At 30.6% G+C, this 21,273-nt stretch carries 23 protein-coding genes; 17 read left to right on the forward strand and 6 right to left on the reverse strand.

What is annotated here, in order from left to right:
- Positions 1-153: 153 nt before the first annotated feature.
- From hydE to ABNK64_RS01795, 4 genes are read right to left on the reverse strand one after another with little or no spacing between them, the layout of a single operon-like run.
- On the reverse strand, positions 154-1,239 hold the full coding sequence (hydE, locus tag ABNK64_RS01780; protein ID WP_349763291.1) for a [FeFe] hydrogenase H-cluster radical SAM maturase HydE: 1,086 nt from the start codon (positions 1,237-1,239) through the stop codon (positions 154-156).
- Positions 1,240-1,247: 8 nt separating this feature from the next.
- Positions 1,248-1,733, reverse strand: a complete 486-nt coding sequence (locus ABNK64_RS01785; protein WP_349763292.1) for a D-Ala-D-Ala carboxypeptidase family metallohydrolase — start codon at positions 1,731-1,733, stop codon at positions 1,248-1,250.
- Positions 1,730-2,254, reverse strand: a complete 525-nt coding sequence (locus ABNK64_RS01790; RefSeq protein ID WP_300340869.1) for an NUDIX hydrolase — start codon at positions 2,252-2,254, stop codon at positions 1,730-1,732. The genes ABNK64_RS01785 and ABNK64_RS01790 overlap by 4 nt, the downstream gene beginning before the upstream one ends.
- Positions 2,255-2,263: 9 nt before the next feature.
- Entirely contained in the window at positions 2,264-3,031 is a 768-nt protein-coding gene (locus tag ABNK64_RS01795; protein ID WP_349763293.1) for a TrmH family RNA methyltransferase, read from the reverse strand.
- Between the two features lie 121 nt (positions 3,032-3,152).
- Here ABNK64_RS01795 and ABNK64_RS01800 point away from each other — a divergent pair, with 121 nt between their 5' ends.
- The 3 genes from ABNK64_RS01800 (at position 3,153) to dnaN (ending at position 6,565) form a co-directional block, all read left to right on the forward strand.
- Complete coding sequence (locus tag ABNK64_RS01800) at positions 3,153-4,361, forward strand: AarF/UbiB family protein (RefSeq protein ID WP_300340874.1); 1,209 nt, start codon at positions 3,153-3,155, stop codon at positions 4,359-4,361.
- Between the two features lie 63 nt (positions 4,362-4,424).
- Positions 4,425-5,456, forward strand: a complete 1,032-nt coding sequence (locus tag ABNK64_RS01805) for an extracellular solute-binding protein (RefSeq protein WP_300340877.1) — start codon at positions 4,425-4,427, stop codon at positions 5,454-5,456.
- Between the two features lie 17 nt (positions 5,457-5,473).
- Positions 5,474-6,565, forward strand: a complete 1,092-nt coding sequence (dnaN, locus tag ABNK64_RS01810; RefSeq protein ID WP_349763294.1) for a DNA polymerase III subunit beta — start codon at positions 5,474-5,476, stop codon at positions 6,563-6,565.
- A 30-nt stretch (positions 6,566-6,595) separates the two neighbouring features.
- Here dnaN and ABNK64_RS01815 read toward each other — a convergent pair whose 3' ends face one another.
- On the reverse strand, positions 6,596-7,084 hold the full coding sequence (locus tag ABNK64_RS01815; RefSeq protein WP_349763295.1) for a MogA/MoaB family molybdenum cofactor biosynthesis protein: 489 nt from the start codon (positions 7,082-7,084) through the stop codon (positions 6,596-6,598).
- 110 nt (positions 7,085-7,194) lie between these two features.
- Here ABNK64_RS01815 and modA point away from each other — a divergent pair, with 110 nt between their 5' ends.
- From modA to ABNK64_RS01885, 14 genes are all read left to right on the forward strand, one after another.
- On the forward strand, positions 7,195-7,926 hold the full coding sequence (gene modA / locus ABNK64_RS01820) for a molybdate ABC transporter substrate-binding protein (protein ID WP_300390882.1): 732 nt from the start codon (positions 7,195-7,197) through the stop codon (positions 7,924-7,926).
- A gap of 13 nt (positions 7,927-7,939) precedes the next feature.
- Entirely contained in the window at positions 7,940-8,605 is a 666-nt protein-coding gene (gene modB / locus ABNK64_RS01825; protein ID WP_300341134.1) for a molybdate ABC transporter permease subunit, read from the forward strand.
- The gene (locus ABNK64_RS01830; RefSeq protein WP_349763297.1) at positions 8,602-9,618 is read left to right on the forward strand and encodes a molybdopterin-binding protein; all 1,017 of its coding nucleotides are present in this window, start codon (positions 8,602-8,604) and stop codon (positions 9,616-9,618) included. Before modB ends, ABNK64_RS01830 begins: the two co-directional genes overlap by 4 nt.
- 8 nt (positions 9,619-9,626) lie before the next feature.
- Positions 9,627-10,091: a cyclic pyranopterin monophosphate synthase MoaC gene (gene moaC / locus ABNK64_RS01835; protein ID WP_349763299.1), complete on the forward strand. Its 465-nt coding sequence runs from the start codon at positions 9,627-9,629 to the stop codon at positions 10,089-10,091.
- 67 nt (positions 10,092-10,158) lie between these two features.
- Positions 10,159-10,965 carry a bifunctional hydroxymethylpyrimidine kinase/phosphomethylpyrimidine kinase gene (gene thiD / locus ABNK64_RS01840; protein ID WP_349763300.1) on the forward strand — a complete coding sequence of 269 codons (807 nt, stop codon included), beginning with the start codon at positions 10,159-10,161 and terminating at the stop codon, positions 10,963-10,965.
- 124 nt (positions 10,966-11,089) lie between these two features.
- Positions 11,090-11,869 (forward strand): zinc transporter ZupT, encoded by a 780-nt coding sequence (gene zupT, locus ABNK64_RS01845; RefSeq protein WP_349763301.1) that lies wholly within the window; start codon positions 11,090-11,092, stop codon positions 11,867-11,869.
- 132 nt (positions 11,870-12,001) lie between these two features.
- The gene (gene rapZ / locus ABNK64_RS01850; RefSeq protein WP_291255828.1) at positions 12,002-12,859 is read left to right on the forward strand and encodes an RNase adapter RapZ; all 858 of its coding nucleotides are present in this window, start codon (positions 12,002-12,004) and stop codon (positions 12,857-12,859) included.
- The gene (uvrC, locus tag ABNK64_RS01855) at positions 12,853-14,646 is read left to right on the forward strand and encodes an excinuclease ABC subunit UvrC (RefSeq protein WP_349763302.1); all 1,794 of its coding nucleotides are present in this window, start codon (positions 12,853-12,855) and stop codon (positions 14,644-14,646) included. Before rapZ ends, uvrC begins: the two co-directional genes overlap by 7 nt.
- A gap of 22 nt (positions 14,647-14,668) precedes the next feature.
- A complete protein-coding gene (locus ABNK64_RS01860) occupies positions 14,669-15,667 on the forward strand; it encodes a hypothetical protein (RefSeq protein WP_349763303.1) in 999 nt (332 codons plus the stop codon).
- Positions 15,664-17,175, forward strand: coding sequence for a PP2C family protein-serine/threonine phosphatase (locus ABNK64_RS01865; RefSeq protein WP_349763304.1), 1,512 nt, complete (start codon positions 15,664-15,666; stop codon positions 17,173-17,175). The genes ABNK64_RS01860 and ABNK64_RS01865 overlap by 4 nt, the downstream gene beginning before the upstream one ends.
- Positions 17,176-17,193: 18 nt before the next feature.
- A complete protein-coding gene (locus ABNK64_RS01870; RefSeq protein WP_349763305.1) occupies positions 17,194-18,102 on the forward strand; it encodes a DUF1385 domain-containing protein in 909 nt (302 codons plus the stop codon).
- A gap of 63 nt (positions 18,103-18,165) precedes the next feature.
- Complete coding sequence (locus tag ABNK64_RS01875) at positions 18,166-18,609, forward strand: RrF2 family transcriptional regulator (RefSeq protein WP_291255823.1); 444 nt, start codon at positions 18,166-18,168, stop codon at positions 18,607-18,609.
- A 54-nt stretch (positions 18,610-18,663) separates the two neighbouring features.
- On the forward strand, positions 18,664-19,392 hold the full coding sequence (gene sfsA / locus ABNK64_RS01880) for a DNA/RNA nuclease SfsA (protein WP_349763306.1): 729 nt from the start codon (positions 18,664-18,666) through the stop codon (positions 19,390-19,392).
- A gap of 46 nt (positions 19,393-19,438) precedes the next feature.
- Positions 19,439-19,717 carry a cysteine-rich small domain-containing protein gene (locus tag ABNK64_RS01885; RefSeq protein WP_300340924.1) on the forward strand — a complete coding sequence of 93 codons (279 nt, stop codon included), beginning with the start codon at positions 19,439-19,441 and terminating at the stop codon, positions 19,715-19,717.
- A gap of 61 nt (positions 19,718-19,778) precedes the next feature.
- Here the strand turns inward: ABNK64_RS01885 and nhaC are convergent, their stop codons facing one another.
- Positions 19,779-21,161, reverse strand: coding sequence for a Na+/H+ antiporter NhaC (gene nhaC / locus ABNK64_RS01890; RefSeq protein WP_300390909.1), 1,383 nt, complete (start codon positions 21,159-21,161; stop codon positions 19,779-19,781).
- Between the last annotated feature and the right edge of the window lie 112 nt (positions 21,162-21,273).

Consider the following 21,273-nt stretch of genomic DNA (forward strand, 5'->3'; position numbering starts at 1 on the left):
CATCATAAATATGTGATAGATCAATAATTTTTTTCATACAACATCTCCCCTTTTAAAAAAAATAGGCCTGAGTATGATCCAAAAGGATATACTCAAGCCTTAAAGCTATCTTTTATATCTATATTCTAACATACAAATATATTTATTTCAAATTTATTTATTTTTAAAGTGTAGAGAATCTCCCCAAGCTCCATATACTATCTCATCACCTATAGATTTTACCTTTTTATCCATATCCTCTTTTGCTTTTTCAACACTATCTTTTATTCCAGGTTTGTTATCATAAAGAAGATATTTTCCCTTATGTTCCAAAGCCGTTGCCGTTGGCATAAGTATATTCGCCCCCGCAAGTAGTCCTTTCTCTCTTCCATTCGGATCAAGACCTTGAAGTGCAGTAGTAGCTGCTATATTAACATCTTTTAAGAGTATTCTCGTAATGGCAATCATCTTTAAGCCCAACTCTACTCTCTTCTCCTCACTTCTAACTACATTTTCCCACTCTTTTCCCAGTGGAGTATCTCTATGTAAAATATATGGTCCCATACCTATCATATCTATATCCATCTCTTTATAGAATAGAATATCATTTACAAGATCCTCTTCTGTTTGATTAGGAAGTCCTATCATAACCCCTGTACCAACTTGATAACCTACCTCTCTCAAATATTCTAAACATCTCTTTCTAACTTCAAAAGTATGTTTGTTATCCATTGGATGTAATTTATTATATATATCTAAGTTAGTAGATTCTATTCTTAATAGATATCTATGTGCTCCAGCATCGAACCATCTTTGATAAGTCTCTTTACTCTGTTCTCCCAACGAAAGAGTTATTCCTAACTTGCCATTAGAAAGAGTTTTTATCTCCTTTATCAAATCTTCGATAAAGTCCACAAACTCCTTATCTTGTCTCTCTCCAGATTGTAGAGCAAGAGAGGCATAATTATTTTCATATATCCATTTTACAGATTTCATTATCTCATCTTTTGACATAGAAAATCTCTCTACCTTTTTATTGTCACGTCTTATTCCACAGTAGTTACAATTTTTTATACATCTATTACTTATTTCAATAAGCCCTCTATAATAGACTTTTCTTCCTACATACTTACTCTTTATTTCATAAGCTTTTTTAAAAAGTAATTCCAAATCCTCTTTATTCTCAATCTTCATCAATTGAATTAAATCAGATTTTGTAAACTCCTCTTGATTTAAAATACTCTCTATTTTTTTTGTCATTTAAACTCCTATCTAATCATCACTTGTTTTCTCTCTTGAAGCCTATACTGCTTAAATCCTACATGAAGATGTCCTCTTCTAGGATAGTATATCAACTGATCAAAACTTTTCAATTTTTTTCTAACTTTTTCAAACTCTTTTCTTCCCAACTTCCCCTTTTTCAAAAGAATGTCTACAGCCATTCCTCTCCTATGCATTGAAGTTGCTGAGCCACCTACTGCTTTGTTCAGCCTCTCTCCTCTATACCAACTGGTAACAATAACAGGACGCCCCAATATCTTTCTTACTGCATCCAATCTTCTAGCAGTGTATCTTATATTAGCCCTCTCTTCCCAATTAGGTATATTTTTTATTCTCTTCTTTTTTGCTATTGAACTATGAATTGCCTCTCCCATTGTAAAGTATTTTGAAATTTTCTCATCTCTATCTATCCTAGTTGAAGTACAACTTGTTAATAAAAGTATTAAAAGAAAAAAACAGGCTACTCTTTTCATAGTATTCCTCTTTTTCTCTTAGCAAATTCCACTCCTATTATACTTTTTCCATCTGATAACTGATCTAAAGACAGATCTTTTAATGCCCTTCTCTCCACCTCTACAAACTCATCTTCATCAAGGTGTTGCTCTGTTTTTATTAAATTTTCAGCATAATAAAGGTAAAACTTACCATCAGATATTCCTGGACTTGAAAAGTATTCACAAATCTTTTCAATTTTTGTAGCTCTATATCCAGTCTCCTCTTCTAGCTCTCTCAATGCAGCTTCCATAGGACACTCTCCACTTTCTAAAAGTCCTGCTGGTATCTCCAAAGTCTCAATTTTAACAGCAGGTCTATACTGTTTTACTAAAAGTATAGAATTATCCTCAAATACTGCTACCACTCCAACAGCATCTCTTCTCCCTGTAAAAGTCCAATCTACAACTCTTTCATTTGGAAGTCTCAATTTTTTTGAATAAACCTGCATATGCTCATTTCTAAAAACCTCTCTGCTCTCTAACTCTTCAAATTTCTTCATATCTTCCCTCTATCTTTTTATTAGCTCTCTCACTTTATAAAGTATAATTCCAGATGCCATAGCCACATTCAAAGACTCTGCACTTCCAAATATTGGAATAATTACAGTTTCATCTGCTGACTCTAACATCTCTTTAGAAACACCATTTCCCTCACTTCCAAAAACAACAACATTTTTCTCCTGTAACTTCATCTGTGTATACTCTATAGAGTTTTTTTCTAAAGCTGTCACATGTAACTTATATCCTCTCTCTTTTAATAGTTTTAAAAGTTCACTCTCTTCCATATACACAATGTTCATATTAAATATAGACCCCATACTACTTCTTACAGATTTCTCATTATATACATCTACGCTTCCCTTTGTTAAAATTATATCTTTAAATCCTGCTGCATCTCCAACTCTTATTATAGTCCCTAAATTTCCAGGATCTTGTACATTATTTAAGACTATTATATTATCCTCTAATTTTTCCAAACTACTTTCACAATATGGATAAACTAAAATCACCCCTTGTGAATTTTCTTGTGATGTCAACTCCTTAAAGATCTTATCTCCCACTATTAACTTTCTACACTTAAATCTATCAAGTTTAGGAGCGATATTCTCTTCATTTTCAACCCCCTCTTTTAATACAATTAGATTTGGCTCATATGAAAAATCTAAGAATTTTCTTCCCTCAGCTATAAACTCTCCATTTAGTTCTCTATACTTTCTCTGTTTCAATTTTTTTATTTTTTTTACTGTATTATTATCTAAACTATTTATATATTCCACGATATCCTCCAAGTTTTATTTCTACTTTTTATTATACCATAAAAACCTTATCATTTACAGATTTTAAAATTTGTACTATAATCTAATCGAATACTTGTATCATTATGGAGGAGATACTAAAATGTTATCATCTAAATTTATAAAATTTATGAAGGCTCTAAATTCAGGTAAGGTAGAAAATCTATCTTGTGTTGTTAATTTAGGGCGGGTAGGACTTAGAATGGCAGAGGAGTACTCTACAAGATTTGATCTTCTTGAGATTGAACAGTGCCTATTTCTCTCTCAATTTCAAACTCCTGCTATTGAGAAATCAGAAAAACATCTTTTACAACTTATAAAAAAACATGATCCAATATTTTCACTGATGGAATACTACGACAACTATCCCTATTCCTATTCAGATATAAACTATTTTTTTAAAGGTTGTCTTAAGAGTGGGGTTGAGATCTCTATAAAAGCTGTTAATCCAGTGACAAAACATAATTATTTCAAGACTCTATTAAAATTGGAGAAATCACTAAAATTTTACAATTTTTTTATGCCTTGGCTAGATAAAAAGTACAAGGTTAATGAAATTTTGAAAGATTTAGAGAAGCACAGTCTTGAAAAATTTAACTTAATAAATGAGATTAGATTTACTAAAAATATGGAAGAGTATCTTTCACAATATAAAAAATTTAGTTTTTTGAAAAGAGTACGTTTCCCTAAGATATACTCATATCTCTCTTCAAATAATACAGTAGTTAGTGAGTTTATCTATGGAGATTATTTCTATGACCTTCTTCATTGTAAGCAATTACAATATAAAGATGTCCTTGATCTCATCAAAATTCAACTATTTTTTATGTTAAAAGTAGGAGTTTTTTACAATAATCTACACTCTGGGAACCTTATAATGAATGATGAGAAAAAAATATATTTCTTAGATTGTAATGCTATCTCAATTTTAATACCAGAATTGAGAGTAAATCTTCTTGCTATCTTAGAGGCTATTACAGAGGGAGATTTTGAAAAGTTAGCTCACTCTTTTAACAATATGTCACAAGAGAAACTTTCAAAGGAGACAATCGATAAATTAATAATCAATCTTAAATATAGTTTTTCAACTGATTTAATTCAATCTAATGGCTATATTATAAAGTTTATGAAACTATTTAAAGTAGCTAGCAATCATGGAGTTATTTTTGATAATGCCATCTTCTCTATTTTTAAATCTTTCATATACTTTAATAAATTAATTGAAAAAACAAAAAGTAAAAATACTTCCTTTGAGAACGATTTTAAAATCATATTAGCAGAATTAAAAGAGATTATTAAAAAGAATAAATAATTGACTTAACTTATTTTTCATATTAGAATATGCTGTAGACAATTAATTTTAGGAGGTTGATAAATGAAAAAATTATTAGCAACTTTAACTCTTGCTTTAGCTTTTATAGGATGTGGAGGAAAGAAAGAAAGTAATGAGAATACTCTATATATCTATGGTTGGGCTAATACTATACCACAGAGTATATATGAGGCTTTTGAAAAAGAGACAGGAATAAAAGTAGTAGAGGATATCTACTCTTCTAATGAAGAGATGTTTACTAAATTAAAAGCTGGTGGAAATGGGTATGATATTGTTATGCCTTCTGCTGACTATGTAGAGATTATGATGAAAGAGGGTATGCTTGAGAAATTAGATAAAAATCTATTACCTAGCTACTCTAATTTAGATCCATTGGTTTTAGAAAAATTACACCATTTTGATCCAGAGAATAACTATGAAGTTCCTTATCTTATCGGTGCTACTATCATAGCTGTAAATAAAAAATATGTTCCTGAGTTTCCTAGAGACTACTCTATCTATGAGATGTCTAATTTAAAAGGAAGAATGACTCTACTTGATGATATGAGAGAGGTTATGACTTCTGCACTTGGTATGTTAGATTACCCTCAAACTACAGAGGATGAACAAGCTATAGCTCAAGCAGCTGATCTTGTTAAATCTTGGAAGAAAAATATTGCAAAATTTGATGCTGAATCTTTTGGAAAAGGTTTTGCTAGTGGTGATTTCTGGGTAGTTCAAGGATATCCTGATAATATTTTCAAAGAGTTAGATGAGAATGAGAGAGCTAATGTAGAACTTGTTATTCCTGAAAAAGGTGGAACTGCTTATGTTGACTCATTTGTTATGTTAAACTCTGCACCTCACAAAGATGCTGCTTACAAATTCTTAGAGTTCACATTGAGACCTGAGATTGCTGCTCAATTTGCTGATCTACTTGAAACACCATCAGTTAATGCCCCAGCAAGAGAGCTTATGACTGTAAAACCTTTATTTGAAATATCAGATTTAAAAAATGTTCAAGTTTTAAGAGATATCCATTCTACTCTTGACTTACAAAATAAATATTGGCAAGAAATCTTAATTGCTGATTAATAATATTGGAGGAAAAAATGAAATTTTCTATTGAAAGAGAAAAATTAATTTCTGTTTTATCTGAATATACAAATATTTTAAAAGATAATCCTATAAAGCCTATTGTATCTGGTCTTAAAATATCAGCTACTCAAGATGGTGTTGTTTTTGTAGGAACTAATCTTGAAATAGAGCATATTAGAAAAATAAAAATTGATGTTGAAGAAGAGGGCGAAGTTATTATAAAACCATTTCTTTTACTAGAGTATATTAAGCTTTTAGATGAGGAAAGAGTGGACTTCTCTTCTGCAAATGGATTTGTTACTGTTCATCAAGCAGAGTTTTCAGTACTTGAAGGAGGAGCATATCCAAATATTATTGAGTTAGAACCTCAAAATTTACTTTCTATTAGTGGTTCTCATTTTGTAAAACTTCTTGATAAATCAAAATTTGCAGCAACACAATCACAAGAAAATATTCAAATTAACTGTGTTAGAGCTGTATTTAAGAAAGATGAATTAAATTTAGTTTCTACTGACTCATATAGATTACTTTTTTTAAGAGAAAAAATTGAGTGCTTAGATACAAGAGAGATCTCTATTCCTATGGAAACAGTTAATACTCTTTGTAAATTACTTAAAGACTATGACAGAGAGATAACTTTGGGATACAATAATGATACTCTTATTGTAACTTGGGAAAATTCATACTTCAGTAGTAAAACAATTGGGCTTCAATATCCCGATTTTAAAACAATTCTTAGAATTTCAGCTTTTGAAAAGAAGATGGAGTTCAACCGTGATGAACTTAGAAGTGCTTTAAAAAGAGTTATTACAGTTGCTAAAACAAGTTTAGATGCAAAATTTGGAGCTATTTTTAACTTCACTGGAAAAACAATGGTTATCAATGCTTTTTCTGGTAGAGCTAAGATCAATCAAAAAGTTAATATGCTTAAAGATGGTGACGATTTTAAAGCTTCTTTAAACTGTAAATTTTTAGCTGAATATATAGATAATGTTTCTAACAATATTATTATTGGTGGAAATAATGCTTCATCAATGTTTGAAATTAAAGAGATAGATAATGATGATTATATATATATACTGATGCCTTTAGCTCTTAGAGACTAAAGATAAAAGAGCAAGTTAACTTGCTCTTTTTTATCTGGCACAATTTTTTGCTGACCCTACCATTATTTCCAACCCATGCTTTAATTCTGAAATTATATAACTAAGTGACTCATCTACAGCCTTTGGACTTCCCGGCATATTTATTATAAGTGTATCTTTTCTTATACCAGCAGTAGCTCTAGATAACATAGCTCTCTTTGTTATTGTTAAAGAGTAATTTCTAATAGCCTCTGGTATTCCTGGAACTCTCTTTTCAATAACCTCTTCTGTTGCCTCTGGTGTTACATCTCTTTTAGAAAATCCTGTTCCCCCTGTTGTTAAGATTAAATCAGCAATATTTTTATCACAGATCTCCTTTAAACTCTCTACTATCATACCAAATTCATCTGGTATCAATATCTTTTTTACAACTTCATAACCATTTTCTACAACTATTCTCTCTATTACTTGAGTGGAAAGATCCTCTCTTTCTCCACTACTTCCCTTATCACTCATACAAACTATTGCTACTCTAAACATCTGATTCCTCCTTTTATTTTTATTATATCATATATATAATTAAACTTGCTATTTTCTAGTAAATTTGTTATCATTAAAGTTAGATAATTTATAAAATATGAGGTGGTCAGATGAAAAAAAATTTAGTTGGAGCATTACTGATGCTTATTTTATTCTCTGTAAGTTCTTTTGCTAGTGAGATCACTATTAGTTGTGCTGCTAGTCTTAAAGAGGTAATTGAGGAGTTAAGTGATAAATTTAACAAGGAAAATAAAAAGATAAAAGTTAATGTGAATCTAGGTGGTTCTGGAGCATTAAAAAATCAGATAATAGCTGGAGCTCCTGTGGATTTAGTTTTCTTTGCTTCTCAAAAAGATCTAACTGATCTGTCTGAAAAAGGATTTGTGGAAAAAGATTATCAAAAAAATATGTTAAAAAACAGATTGGTTATTGCTGGTAGAACTCAGATACAATCTTTGGATAAGTTATTAGGATACAAGACTGCTATTGGTATTCCTGAAACTGTACCAGCAGGAAGATATGCTAAAGAGGTACTTACTAAGAGCAAACTTTGGGATGAGATTCATAAAGATCTTGTTTTTACTAGGGATGTTAGAAGTGCTGCTCAATATGTAGATCTATATGAAGTGGATTTTTCTTTTATATATAAAACAGATGTTACTATGTTAAAAAATAGTGATATTGTTTTCACAGTTCCAGAGGAGTTACACTCTCCAATCATATACAGCTATGGTATTGTAAAGGACAGAGCTAATACTGATGTGGTAAAGTTCTATAACTTTTTAAACTCTGAATATGCTAAAAAGATATATGAAAAATATAATTTTGAATTAGTTGAGTAATCTAGGTATTGAAATGATATATTCGAATATAATAATTTTGACTTTAAAGATAGCATCAATTTCTACTATTCTAGTAGCTTTTTTTTCTATCTTTTTAGTTTGGATATTAAATAATAACACTAGGATTAAACCGATTTTGGAGTTCTTTATAAATACCTCTCTCTTTATCTCACCTACAGTACTTGGGTATATTCTCATTCTGATCTTGGGGAGAAGAGGTATTATTGGAAAACTCCTCTTTGAATACTTTAATATTACAGTTCTATTCTCTTGGTGGGCTGGGATTATTACAACTTTTATTGTTTCACTCCCACTCATGTACAACTCAATAAAAACTGGAATAGCTAGTCTAAACCCAGTATATTTTGAATCAGCAAGAGAAGCTGGAGCATCAGAATTTCAGATATTGAGATTAATTACGATCCCTCTCATTAAGAGAAATATTTTTGCTGGTATGGTTTTATCATTTGGAAGAGCTATGGGGGAGTTCGGAGCTACACTTATGCTCGCTGGAAACATCCCTAACAAAACTCAAACTATATCTATGGCAATCTATTCAGCCTCTGAAAGTGGCGATCGTTTTACAGCTAATTTTCTATTGATTGTAATATTGATTATCAGCTTTTTAGTGATGTTACTTTACAACTACTTATTTTTAAAAGAAAGGGAAAATATATGAAAAAAATTAAAACTGTTGATTCCGTTGGTTGTGTCCTTCAACATGATATAACTCAAATTCTTCCTGGTGAATTTAAAGGAAGAGCTTTTAAAAAGGGACATATAATTAAAGAAGAGGATATTCCTAAACTGTTAAGTTTGGGAAAAGATCATATCTTTGTTTTTGAACTAGGTGATACTGGGTTGCATGAGAATGAAGCTGCCCTTATTTTAGGGGAATTAGGAAGAGGAGAGAATATAAAAACTGATGATGAGATAAAAGAGGGAAAAATAAACTTTAGAGCTAATTGTGATGGTATTTTAAAAGTTGACACTGAAAAACTTTTAGAATTAAATATGCTTGGTGAGATCTCTTTTGCAACTCTTCCAAATAACTATCCTGTTAAATCTGGTGATTTGGTAGGCGGTTCAAGAGTTATTCCGTTAGTTATCAATAAAGCTAAAATGGAGAAAGCTAAGAATATTATACACTCTCCACTACTCAAAGTAGCTCCTTACAAAAAATATAATATTGGTATTATAACTACTGGAAATGAGGTTTTCTATGGGAGAATTGAAGATAAATTTGGAAAAGTTATAAAAGATAAGTTTGCTGAATATAATTGCAATATAGTTGGACAAGAGATCTGTCCTGATGATAAGGAATTGATTAAGTCTGCTGCTCACAAACTTTTAACAGCTGGAGCAGATCTTCTAGTATTTACAGGTGGAATGTCTGTTGATCCTGATGATCTAACACCAACTGCTATTATAGAGATGGGGGGAGAGCTTGTAACTTATGGTGCTCCTGTTCTTCCAGGTGCTATGTTCTTATTATCATACCTAAATGATACTCCTATGATGGGGTTACCTGGTTGTGTTATGTTTGCTAAAAGAACTATCTTTGACTTAGTTCTTTCAAAAGTTATGACTGGAGAAAAATTAACAAAAAAAGATATTATGAGTTATGGAAATGGTGGACTTTGTCAAAGTTGTGAGATCTGCCACTATCCTAATTGCTCATTTGGAAGGTAGTGTTAAATATGGAATTTACTCATTTTAATGAAAATGGACATGCTAAAATGGTAGATGTAAGTGAAAAGAATGAAACTCAAAGAAAAGCTGTTGCTCGTGGTTATATAAAAATGAATCCTGAAACTATTCAGATGATTTTAGATAAAAAGATGAAAAAAGGTGATGTACTCTCTGTTGCTCAAGTTGGTGGCATCTGTGGAGCAAAGAAGACTTGGGATCTTATTCCAATGTGTCACAATATATTGCTTACAGGAGCTGATATCTCTTTTGAAATAGCAGATGATAAGGTATGGATTGAAGCTACTGTAAAAACTACAGGTAAAACAGGAGTTGAAATGGAAGCTCTGACTGCTGTTTCTATCACTGCTCTAACTATCTATGATATGTGTAAAGCTGTGGATAAAAATATGATAATTGGAGATATTAAGCTTTTAGAAAAAAGAGGAGGAAAGTCAGACTTTCTTCTAAAATAGAGAAAACGAAGGGGAAAACTTTACTTATGTAAATTGTTTCTCTTTTGTTTTTTATTGGGAGGGAAAAATGAAAAAAGTTTTAACAATTGCTGGTTCAGATTCTTCTGGGGGAGCTGGTATTCAAGCTGATATCAAAACTATGTCAGCTTTAGGAGTTTATGGAATGAGTGTTATTACAGCAATTACAGCTCAAAATACTCTAGGAGTTCACGCTGTTCAAGAGATTGACTTAGATATTGTTGAAAAACAACTTGACGTGATTTTTAATGATATTGAAGTGGATTCTATAAAGATAGGTATGTTAGCAAGTGGAGATATTGCTCAGCTTATAAAAAATAAGCTTGTAACTTATAAGTGTAAAAATATTGTTATTGATCCTGTTATATCTTCTACAAGTGAGTTTAGACTATTTAAAGATACAGCCTTAACAAAACTAAAAGATCTGATTGGAATTGCTGACTTAGTTACACCTAATATTCCTGAAGCTGAAATACTAACATCTTTAAAAATAGAAAATGAAAATGATATTATTACAGTAGCTAAAAAAATAAAAGAACTGGGAGTAAAAAATGTACTAATCAAAGGGGGACATAGAACTGATAACAGTTGTACAGATACACTTCTTCTTGAGAATGGAGAGATAATTGAGTTTTTAGGAGAAAAAATCTCTACAAAACACACTCATGGAACAGGTTGTACCCTATCTTCAGCTATCGCTTCTTTTCTAGCTAAAGGCTCTTCAATGGAAGAATCTGTCAAACTTGGAAAAGATTATATTACACTAGCTATAAAAAACTCTTTTCCTTTAGGAAAAGGTATAGGTCCTTTAGGACATTTAGTAGAACTTTATGAGAAAGCTTCTATAAAATATTAATAATTACTAGATTTCAACACAAAAATATGCTAGAATATACAAATAATTAAATTATCAAAATATTGTATGTATTTAAATAACTATCCTTTTGAATAAATATACAATATTTTATTTAGGAGGTATTATGTTTTTAGATGAAAATAGCCTTAGAGCACTTATTCTTTCATTCTTTGCAGGAATATCTACAGTGCTTGGAGCTTTTATTCTATTTTTTCTTAAAGATAAAAATGAAAAGATTATCAGTATCTCTTTAGGTTTTTCAGGTGGAGTGATGATAAGTGTTTCCTTTACACATCTTCTTCCTCATGCTAATGAACTTTTAGAGGGGTATTTTGGGCATGATTTAGGAGTGCTTTTGGGTGTTTTATTCTTGGTTCTTGGAGTATTTATGGCTGCATGCTTGGATAAATTTGTTCCCCATATAAATGATGAGTGTAGCAATGATTACAAACATCAAAATCTATTTAGAGTTGGATTTATCTCAATGTTAGCTATTGGATTACACAACTTTCCTGAAGGAGTAGCAACATTTATGGCTGGATATAACAACTTATCTCTAGGAATCTCTGTTGCCATAGCTATAGCACTTCATAATATTCCTGAAGGAGTTTCTGTGGCTATGCCTATCTACTGTGCTACTGGAGATATGAAAAAAGCATTTAAATATACATTTTTATCTGGAATAGTTGAACCTATTGGAGCATTATTGACTTTTTTAGTTCTACGTCCATATATAAACGAATTCTCTTTAGGTGCTATTTTTGCACTAATATCTGGGATAATGCTGTATATTGCTATTGAGGAGTTAATACCTAGTTCTAGACAGTATGAATATATAAAGATAGCTCTAATATCTACTTTTGTTGGTATAATTTTAATGCCATTGACACATTTGACACACTGATAAAAAATAGAGAGAAAACTATTAGTTATCTCTCTATTTTTTATTGAGTACAATGTAAAAACTCAGTTAAATTTCTAGTAAAAGATGAATAAAATATGATATAATGTAGAATAGAAGGATTAAGGTGAAATAATGGCAAAGAAAAAAATAGTAATTGTAACTGGTTTAAGTGGAAGTGGAAAAACAACAGCTTTAAATGTATTAGAAGATTTAGGGTATTATACTGTTGATAATTTACCTTGTGAAATTGGTTTTTCTTTTATCTCATCATCAATTGAAAATATTGCTTTAGGAATGGATATCCGTTCTTTTAGAGAGATAGAGGAGTTTACAAACTTTTTAGATAAGCTTAAAAATACTCCTGATATAATATACTCTATCATATTTTTAGAAGCTTCTAAAGAGGTCATTTTGAATAGGTATAATTTAACTAGAAGAAAACACCCTGTTACTGAGACAACTCTTCTTCAAAGTATAAGAACTGAGAGAAAAACAATGGCTGAAATAAAAGAGTTAGCTACTGGCATTATAGATACTAGCTTTGATAAGCCAAAAGAGTTAACTCAAAAATTAAAAACTCTTCTCGGTTTAGATGTGGATATAAAAGATATAAATGTACATGTTCAATCTTTCGGATTTAAGTATGGTATTCCCATTGATGTAGATTTAGTCTTTGATGTAAGATTTCTTCCAAATCCCTACTACATAAGTGAACTCAAATCAAAAAGTGGTCTGGATAAAGAGGTTTCTGATTATGTTATGAGTTTTGAACTTTCTCAAGAGTTTTATACAAAATTAATGGATATGTTTGATTTTTTAATCCCACACTACATTAAAGAAGGAAAAAAACACCTAACTATTGGTATAGGTTGTAGTGGAGGAAAACACCGTTCAGTTACTTTTGCAGAACTTATATATAAAGAACTCTCTGAAATTGATAATTTAAATGTATATGTTAACCATAGAGAGAAAGAGAGAGGAAATTGGTAAAGATATTCGATATAAAAAAGATAGATATTCCTAATAATCCAGGAGTCTACCTAATGAAAAAAGATGATAAGGTAATCTATGTTGGAAAAGCTAAAAATTTAAAAAATAGAGTTTCATCATATTTTAACAGAGAGCATGAAAGTGAAAAAACAAGAGAACTGGTTAAAAATATTGAAGCTATTGAATTTATCATCTGTAATAGTGAATTAGATGCCCTTGTCCTTGAAAATAATCTTATAAAAAAATATCTCCCTAAATACAATATCCTTTTAAAGGATGAAAAAACTTATCCCTATATTAAGATAAGTAAGGAGAATTTTCCAAATATAAAGATAATTCGAAGTACAAAATCTCTAGATACAAAATCGGGAACATATTTTGGTCCATACCCTTTTGGAGTTTGGAATCTAAAAAAAACATTGATTAGAATCTTTAAAATTAGAGATTGTGATAGAGATATGAATAAAACCTATCCTCGTCCCTGTTTAAAATATTTTATGAAGATGTGTCCAGCACCCTGTACATATAAAGAGATATTTTTAGAGTATAACAATCAAATTGAAAGAGCTAAAAATCTCTTAAAGGGAAAGGGGCGAGATGTTCTTAACACTCTTAAAACATCTATGGATATAGCTGCTGAAAAAATGAATTTTGAAGAGGCTATTCTTTTAAGAGAGCAGATAAAAGAGATTGAAAATGCTGTAGCTAATCAAGTCACTGAGTATGGACAAGATATAGATGAAGATATTTTTGTTTTAAAAAAAGAGGGAGAACATCTTTTTATCTGTGTATTAAATGTGAGAGATGGAAAGATACTTGGTAAAATCTCAACAAATATAGATTTAAAAAATAAGATAGCTGACAATTTAGAGGAGAGTGTTGTTACTTCTTTTTATTCTAAACATCCTACTCCTAGAAATATTGTTTTTCAACAGAGTCTAGAAACTAAGCTATCACTTATCAAAGAGCTTCTACAACTACAAAAAAATAAAACTATTGATATCTATTTTCCAAAAATAAAAAGTAGGAGAAAAGAGTTAGTAGAGATGGCTGAACTAAATCTTGATAAGGATATTGAAAACTATTTTAGGAAAAAGTCTGTGCTCGAAGAGGGGCTATATAAGATCTATACTGAACTTTCCTTAAAAAGATACCCTCGAAAAATTGAGTGCTTTGATATCTCAAATATCCAAGGAAAGGATGCTGTTGCTTCAATGAGTGTATCTGTTGAAGGAAAAGCTTCTAAAAAGGATTATCGAAAATTTAAGATAACTTGTAAGGATACTCCTGATGACTTTGCTATGATGAGGGAAGCTATTACAAGAAGGTACAGTAAACTCCCTGAACATGAGTTTCCAGATGTAGTTTTAATTGATGGAGGACTTGGACAGATAAATGCAGCTGGAGAGGTCTTTAGAGAGATTGGAAAAGATGGAATAGCTGAGCTATTAAGCTTAGCTAAAAGAGATGAAGAGATATATAAATATGGTAACTCTACCCCTTTTTCTTTCCCTAAAGAGTGGGAAGCTTTAAAAATTTTTCAAAGGGTTAGAGATGAAGCCCATAGATTTGGAATTACTTATCACAGAAAACTTAGAAGTAAAAGAGTTATCTCTTCTGAATTAGATAATATTGCAGGAATTGGTCCTAAACGTAAGGAGTTACTACTTAAAAATTTTGGATCTGTTAAAAAAATTGCTCAAGCTGATCTAGATTCATTGAGTAGATTTATTCCTAAAAAAGTTGCTGAAGAACTTTTATTAACTTTAAATCAAAAGAAAAAGTGAATATTAATATCTGGAGGAAAAAATGAAAAAAACATCATTACTCTTAGTTGTACTGTTACTTATATCCACAGGTTGTGGAAATATAGTAGCTAGAAAAGATAAAAGTCAAATAGTACAATTTGAAAATACAAAAATTATACCTGATAAATATGATATCACATTTTACAGGCTTCTCTACCCTAGTACTCCTAATGAAAAGGATAAATTTTATGCTCAACTAGATGTGTTAGCTTCTAAAATATTGGCTCATAAAAAAGATATAAATCTTATCATTCCATTAGAGCTTTACAAAGATCTACACAATCTTCAGCTAAGAGAGGTTAGAGAGAGCGAAAAAGTTTTCTACAAACACTCTTACTCACTTACTGATGAGGAGAGAGAGTTTATTGATAGTAAAATCAAAGTAAATACTCCTGAAAACTCTGGAAGTGTACAAAAATATCTTAACAAACAGATTGCTTATTGGTATAACTACCTAAAAAAACCTGAGTTATACAATGAAAATAAGAATTATACTGAACTAGATAAAGATAGAATTGTAGATGAGGTCTTTGAAAATAGAAAGAGATTCTCCAATACTATTTTTGCTCTTGGAAACAATCTGACTATAGAGGTTACTGTGGATACCCTTGATGAAGGTGCCGAATCAGGTCTACCTATATTTCTAAACACTGACTCTCTACCTGATAATTTAGATCTTCTAAAATCTAAAATTTATGTGGTAAAGGGTGAGATTGAAGATTCTGTTATCCCGAATAAACTTCTACTTATTGCTAACAAAAATGTTAAAAACATAAAGGATTTTGAAATAAATACAAAAATTTTAGATATTACAAATCCTTTAGAGTTAATCCCTATCCTTGATGAGTATCAAGATCTTAAGATAAAAGATATGCAAAACTTTAAAATAAAACTTGTTCCTAACAGCGTCCTTGAAAAAGCAAGTTTGAAAAGAGAAACAAGAGAAAGAAAAACTATTGATTTTGAAAAATCAAATGTAATATGGGGGATAGAGAAATGATCTACTTTATTTTTATCCTTGTTGTTGGTTTATTGTTATATCATTTCAAGAAAAAAGAGGAAGATATGACTGAAGATATGATGACAATCCTCACAAGTATTAGAAATAAAAAGCAATTAGAAGATGTACCTGAAATACTTAAGGAAGAGTATGAGGATACAATTAAAAATGTAATCAAGCAAGATCTAGAGCTTGAAAACTCTATTGAAGAGTTGAGAGAGTATAGAAAAGAGTTGGAGGAAACTTATAACTCATTAGTTCAAAAATCTACTCAATTGGAATACAGTAACCAATTACTTGAGAAAAGGGTAGAAAATTTATCCAATCTTAACTCTATTTCTAGAGCTGTCTTATCTGTTCTAGACTTAGATAATATCATAAACACTATATTAGATGCTTATTTTGTCCTCACAGGAGCTAAAAGAATCTCCCTCTATCTTTGGGAAGAGAATGGACTAATTAATAAAAAGACAAAGGGTGAGTGTAATTTCAAAGAAAATCTTTACTTTTGTGAAGACGATATTAAAAATTTTTCACTAAAAGATTATAAGGCTATCTACTCTGATCTATCTAAGAGATTTATCTTAGCTCCAGATGAAGAGATTGTAATCTCACCTCTTGTTGTTAAAGATAAGCAATTGGGTGTTATATATGTAATAGAGGACAAGCTTAAGATGATAGATCTAGATGAAGAGACTATCTCAGCACTTGTTATACAGGTAGCAATCGCTATAAACAATGCTAAAATCTACTCTGAACTTTTAATTAAAGAGAGAATTTCAAATGAACTAGATGTTGCCTCTCGAATTCAGAAAAAGATCTTACCAGCAGATATTGATGAGATTTTTGGTTTGGAGATAGCTCAATACTTTGAACCTGCTAAAGAGATTGGTGGAGATTACTATGACTACACTGTTTTAGATAACAATATTTTCTCTATCACTATAGCTGATGTCAGTGGAAAAGGAGTTCCTGCTGCGTTTCTTATGGCATTAGGAAGATCAGTTTTAAAAACTCTTACTCTAACTGACGACTTTGCTCCTAATGAAAACTTAAATGAATTAAATAAAATTATATATTCTGATATTACTGAAGATATGTTTATAACTATGATGCATAGTAAGTATGATCCAGAAACAAGAACTCTCTACTACTCTAATGCTGGTCATAATCCTTTAGTTGTATATAAAGCTAATAGTGATAAGATTGAACTTCATACTGTAAAAGGTGTAGCTATCGGTTTCTTAGATAATTACAACTATAAGCAGGGAGAGATCAAGCTAGAAAAAGGTGATATTGTAGTTCTTTATACTGACGGAATCACTGAAGCTGAAAATAAGAATAAAGAGATGTTTGGCTTGGAAAGATTACAAAATATTATCTTTAAAAATAAAAATAAATCACCTAAAGAGTTAAGAGAAGAGATTTTAAAAGAGATTAACAACTTTAGAGAAGATTTTGAACAAACAGATGATTTAACTTTTGTTATACTAAAAAGTATAATTTAGTTTTAGAAAGGAAATAATATGGAAAATAGAATAAGTATTGGAGGTCAAGCAGTTATTGAAGGAGTTATGATGCGTAGCCCCTCTTACATTGCTACTGCTGTTAGAAAGCCCTCTGGTGAGATAGTTTATAAAAAGACAAAAATATCTTCTAATAAGGGAAAACTTGCTGAAATTCCATTTGTTAGAGGTGCTGTTATGCTTTTTGATGCCCTTGTTTTGGGAATAAAAGAGCTTACCTTCTCTGCTAACGAAGCTGAGGAGAAAGAGGAGGAGCAGATTACACAAAAAGAGGCGATCTTAACTACAATCGTATCTCTAGGATTGGGGATTGGCTTATTTATCGTACTTCCCTCTCTTATTGGAAGTTTTTTATTCTTTGATAATAAACTATATTCAAATATATTAGAAGCTGTTTTAAGATTGGTATTTTTTATTCTCTACATATGGTTAATCTCTTTCTCTAAAGAGGTAAAGAGAGTATATCAATATCATGGAGCTGAACATAAATCAATCTATGCCTATGAAAATCAGCTTGAATTAACTCCAGAAAATGCTAAAAAATTTACAACTTTACACCCTAGATGTGGAACAAGTTTTCTATTAATTGTGATGTTTATAGCTATAATAGTTTTTTCTACAATAGATTTTATCTTTCCTACACCTACAACAGTAGTTGGAAAAATATTAGTAAAGGTACTTTTAAGAGTTTTATTGATGCCACTTATTGCTGGAATCTCATATGAGATACAAAGATATAGCTCTAAACATCTAGATAATCCTATTATAAAAGCAATAGCCTTTCCAGGACTTTCTCTACAGAGAATAACTACAAAAGAGCCTGATCTTCAACAATTAGAAGTTGCTATTGTAGCTATCAAAGCTGCTCTTAATGAAAACATCCCTAATGCAAGAGAGATAAAAAAATAAAAGTTGCAACTTTTGGTATACTATGATATAATTAGTCGTATATTAAGGATTAGGGAGTCTATTATGAGAATTAAAAACGAAATTGAATACGTTATAAGAATTTTACTTTACTTAACAAAATATGGACAAGATAGAATAATTTCTTCTAATGAGATTTCTGAAGCTGAAGAAATTCCACATTTGTTTAGTTTAAGAATTCTAAAAAAATTAGAAAAAGCTGGGCTTGTAAATATTTATAAGGGAGCTAGAGGAGGTTATCAGTTAACTAAACCTAGCGAAGAGATCACTCTTAGAGATGCTATAGAGACTATCGAACCAATAATCTCTATAAAAGATTGTGTGAACGATCCAGGATCTTGTAGTTTAAGAAGAGGTGAGTGTGCAGTTCACAGAGCCTTCAATGAGATACAGATGGATTTTATTAAAAAATTAGAAGCTCGTAATTTTAAAGAGCTTGCTGAAGAAACTTATAAAGATTGTAACTGTGGTTGCAATACAACAAAATAACTGTGATTTATTAGAGAGAAATTTAGGTTTCTCTCTATATTTTTTAGGAGAAATATGAAAAAAATATATGAAATTGGAAAAATATTAACCGGAAAATTTATTGATAGACCAAATAGATTTATTGCTGAAGTTGAGCTTAATCAACAGGTAGAGTTATGTCATGTACATGACTCTGGTAGAATAAAGGAACTTCTTTTCAAAGATAATTTGGTCGGAGTTAAAAAAGCAACAAACTTAGAAAAGAGAAGAACTTCATATGACTTTGTATCAGCTAGAACTCCAGAAGGAGATGAAGATGTTTTACTAAACTCTGCATATCACAGATATATTTCAGAAAATCTATTAAATGATTTTGAAATCTCACCTTTTGGTAAAGTGGATACAATTAGAGCAGAAGTTAAAAACGGGGAGAGTAGATTAGATTTTCTTCTAACAAAAGATAGTGAAAAAATTTGGATTGAAGTTAAAGGAGTCTCTCTTGTAGAAAATAAAACAGCTAAATTTCCTGATGCTCCTAGTACTCGTGCACAAAAACATCTCAAGGAGCTTATTAAAATAAAAGAATCTGGAGAGAGAGCTGCTGTAGTTCTATTAATTTTTAGAGATTGTAATAATTTTAGGCCAAAATTTGAAACTGATCCAAAATTTTGTGAACTTTTTTATCTAGCCATAGAAAAAGGTGTTGAAATATACCCTCTTCAATTTAGACTTGAAAATGGTAATATATACTTTATTGATAAAAAAATTGATATTCTTTCACAAATTTCTCTTGATAAGTTTTAACAAAAAAAGTATACTTATATTAGAAATATTTAAGGAGTGATGTCATATGGATAACTACAAATTTATTCATCATAAGGATTGTGAGTATTTTCCATGCCATAAGATGGAGAAGATAGAGGATTTCAACTGTATGTTTTGCTACTGCCCTCTATATATGATGGGAGATAAGTGTGGAGGAAATTTTAAATATACTGCTACTGGAATTAAGGATTGTTCAAGCTGTATTTTACCACATGTTAAAGATGTTGGATATAATCATATCCAGAAAAAAATGATGGAAGTTATTAAAATTGTTCAAGAGGAACATCTTAAAAAAATAAAATAACAGATTATAAAAAGGAAAAAGTTACTATTCAATACAGTAATTTTTTCCTTTTACTTTTTAATTATTTTTTTATTTTCTCAATTGTTATTCCAGTGAAACCATAGAAAGCTGAAATCAATGGTGAGATTATATTAAATAGACAGTATGGAACATAAACCCAAGCTCCTACTCCTAATGCTCCCATCATAAATGCTCCACAAGTATTCCAAGGAATTAGGGCTGATGTCATTGTTCCAGAATCTTCTAAAGCTCTAGAAAGGTTCTTAGGAGCTAATCCACGCTTTTCATAACTCTCTTTAAACATTCTACCAGGGATAACTATTGACAGATACTGATCCCCAGCTACAGAGTTTATGAATACTGGTGTTAATAGTGTTGCCAATATCAATTTACCTGTTGTGTTTGCAAACTTCAAAATCTCTTGAGCTATTCTTCCTAACATTCCAGATTTCTCCATTATTCCACCAAAAGTCATTGCACATAGAATTATTGAAACAGTCCACATCATAGAGTTCAAGCCTCCTCTATTCAATAATTCATCTACCATAGCATTTCCTGTCTGACCATTAAACCCATAATGTAGTGAGTATAAAGCTTGTTTCAATGGCACTCCTTGAACAAATACTGCTGCTAATGCCCCTATTATTGCACCACTAAATAATCCTGGTATTGCTGGGACTTTCATTACAACCATACCTATTACAAATACTGGAATTAATAGAAGAAATGGACTTATTTTAAATGAATTGGATAACGCATTTAAAATATCATTTATTTGAGCAATATCAACCTCTCCTCCTGAACTATGTTTTATTCCTAAAAATACAAATCCTATAAGTGTTATTAAATATGAAGGAATAGTTGTATATAACATATGTTTTATATGGTCAAATAGTGTAGCCCCTGCCATTGCTGGTGCTAATGTTGTGGTATCTGACATTGGGGATAACTTATCTCCAAAGTATGCTCCTGATATTATTGCTCCAGCTATTATTGGCCTTGGTAATCCCAAACCTTCACCTATTCCAACTAAGGCTATTCCAACTGTTGAAGCTGTACTCCACGAACTTCCAGTTGCAAGTGAAACTACTGAACATATTATAACTGTTACTGGTAAAAATACTACTGGATTTATAATTTTTAATCCATAGTATATCATTGATGGAACTATTCCTGATAAAATCCAACTTCCTATAACCATTCCTATTATCATTAGAATCAGAACAGCTCTCATTGACATTTTTATCGTTTCTACGACTCCATCTTCCAACTCATTCCAAGTTGCATATTTACATATTAAAGCTACGAACCCAGCAAATATTGCTGATATAAATATTGGTATATGTACTTCTAGTTGTGCTATCTGTACAGAATAAAAAAGTATTACCACCAAAAATATTATTGGCAATAATGCACAAGAAAGGGATACTTGTCTCTTTTTCATTTCTTCCTTATCAACTCCTTTATCTAAAATTATTTTTTTTAACAATTTAATATACTTTACATTGTTAAAAAAGTCAATATTTTTTTTATTTTTTTGTTCAGAGCAATAAAGA

The organism is Fusobacterium sp. SYSU M8D902 (genome assembly GCF_040199715.1).
Classification (GTDB): Bacteria; Fusobacteriota; Fusobacteriia; order Fusobacteriales; family Fusobacteriaceae; genus Fusobacterium_A.

Excerpts from the sequence above, each read along its gene's own strand:
- hydE (WP_349763291.1), bottom strand. The coding sequence starts at position 1,239 with ATGACAAAAAAAATAGAGAGTATTTTAAATCAAGAGGAGTTTACAAAA.
- ABNK64_RS01785 (WP_349763292.1), bottom strand. The coding sequence starts at position 1,733 with ATGAAAAGAGTAGCCTGTTTTTTTCTTTTAATACTTTTATTAACAAGT.
- ABNK64_RS01790 (WP_300340869.1), bottom strand. The coding sequence starts at position 2,254 with ATGAAGAAATTTGAAGAGTTAGAGAGCAGAGAGGTTTTTAGAAATGAG.
- ABNK64_RS01800 (WP_300340874.1), top strand. The coding sequence starts at position 3,153 with ATGTTATCATCTAAATTTATAAAATTTATGAAGGCTCTAAATTCAGGT.
- ABNK64_RS01805 (WP_300340877.1), top strand. The coding sequence starts at position 4,425 with ATGAAAAAATTATTAGCAACTTTAACTCTTGCTTTAGCTTTTATAGGA.
- dnaN (WP_349763294.1), top strand. The coding sequence starts at position 5,474 with ATGAAATTTTCTATTGAAAGAGAAAAATTAATTTCTGTTTTATCTGAA.
- ABNK64_RS01815 (WP_349763295.1), bottom strand. The coding sequence starts at position 7,084 with ATGTTTAGAGTAGCAATAGTTTGTATGAGTGATAAGGGAAGTAGTGGA.
- modA (WP_300390882.1), top strand. The coding sequence starts at position 7,195 with ATGAAAAAAAATTTAGTTGGAGCATTACTGATGCTTATTTTATTCTCT.
- modB (WP_300341134.1), top strand. The coding sequence starts at position 7,940 with ATGATATATTCGAATATAATAATTTTGACTTTAAAGATAGCATCAATT.
- ABNK64_RS01830 (WP_349763297.1), top strand. The coding sequence starts at position 8,602 with ATGAAAAAAATTAAAACTGTTGATTCCGTTGGTTGTGTCCTTCAACAT.
- moaC (WP_349763299.1), top strand. The coding sequence starts at position 9,627 with ATGGAATTTACTCATTTTAATGAAAATGGACATGCTAAAATGGTAGAT.
- thiD (WP_349763300.1), top strand. The coding sequence starts at position 10,159 with ATGAAAAAAGTTTTAACAATTGCTGGTTCAGATTCTTCTGGGGGAGCT.
- zupT (WP_349763301.1), top strand. The coding sequence starts at position 11,090 with ATGTTTTTAGATGAAAATAGCCTTAGAGCACTTATTCTTTCATTCTTT.
- rapZ (WP_291255828.1), top strand. The coding sequence starts at position 12,002 with ATGGCAAAGAAAAAAATAGTAATTGTAACTGGTTTAAGTGGAAGTGGA.
- ABNK64_RS01860 (WP_349763303.1), top strand. The coding sequence starts at position 14,669 with ATGAAAAAAACATCATTACTCTTAGTTGTACTGTTACTTATATCCACA.
- ABNK64_RS01865 (WP_349763304.1), top strand. The coding sequence starts at position 15,664 with ATGATCTACTTTATTTTTATCCTTGTTGTTGGTTTATTGTTATATCAT.
- ABNK64_RS01870 (WP_349763305.1), top strand. The coding sequence starts at position 17,194 with ATGGAAAATAGAATAAGTATTGGAGGTCAAGCAGTTATTGAAGGAGTT.
- ABNK64_RS01875 (WP_291255823.1), top strand. The coding sequence starts at position 18,166 with ATGAGAATTAAAAACGAAATTGAATACGTTATAAGAATTTTACTTTAC.
- sfsA (WP_349763306.1), top strand. The coding sequence starts at position 18,664 with ATGAAAAAAATATATGAAATTGGAAAAATATTAACCGGAAAATTTATT.
- ABNK64_RS01885 (WP_300340924.1), top strand. The coding sequence starts at position 19,439 with ATGGATAACTACAAATTTATTCATCATAAGGATTGTGAGTATTTTCCA.
- nhaC (WP_300390909.1), bottom strand. The coding sequence starts at position 21,161 with ATGAAAAAGAGACAAGTATCCCTTTCTTGTGCATTATTGCCAATAATA.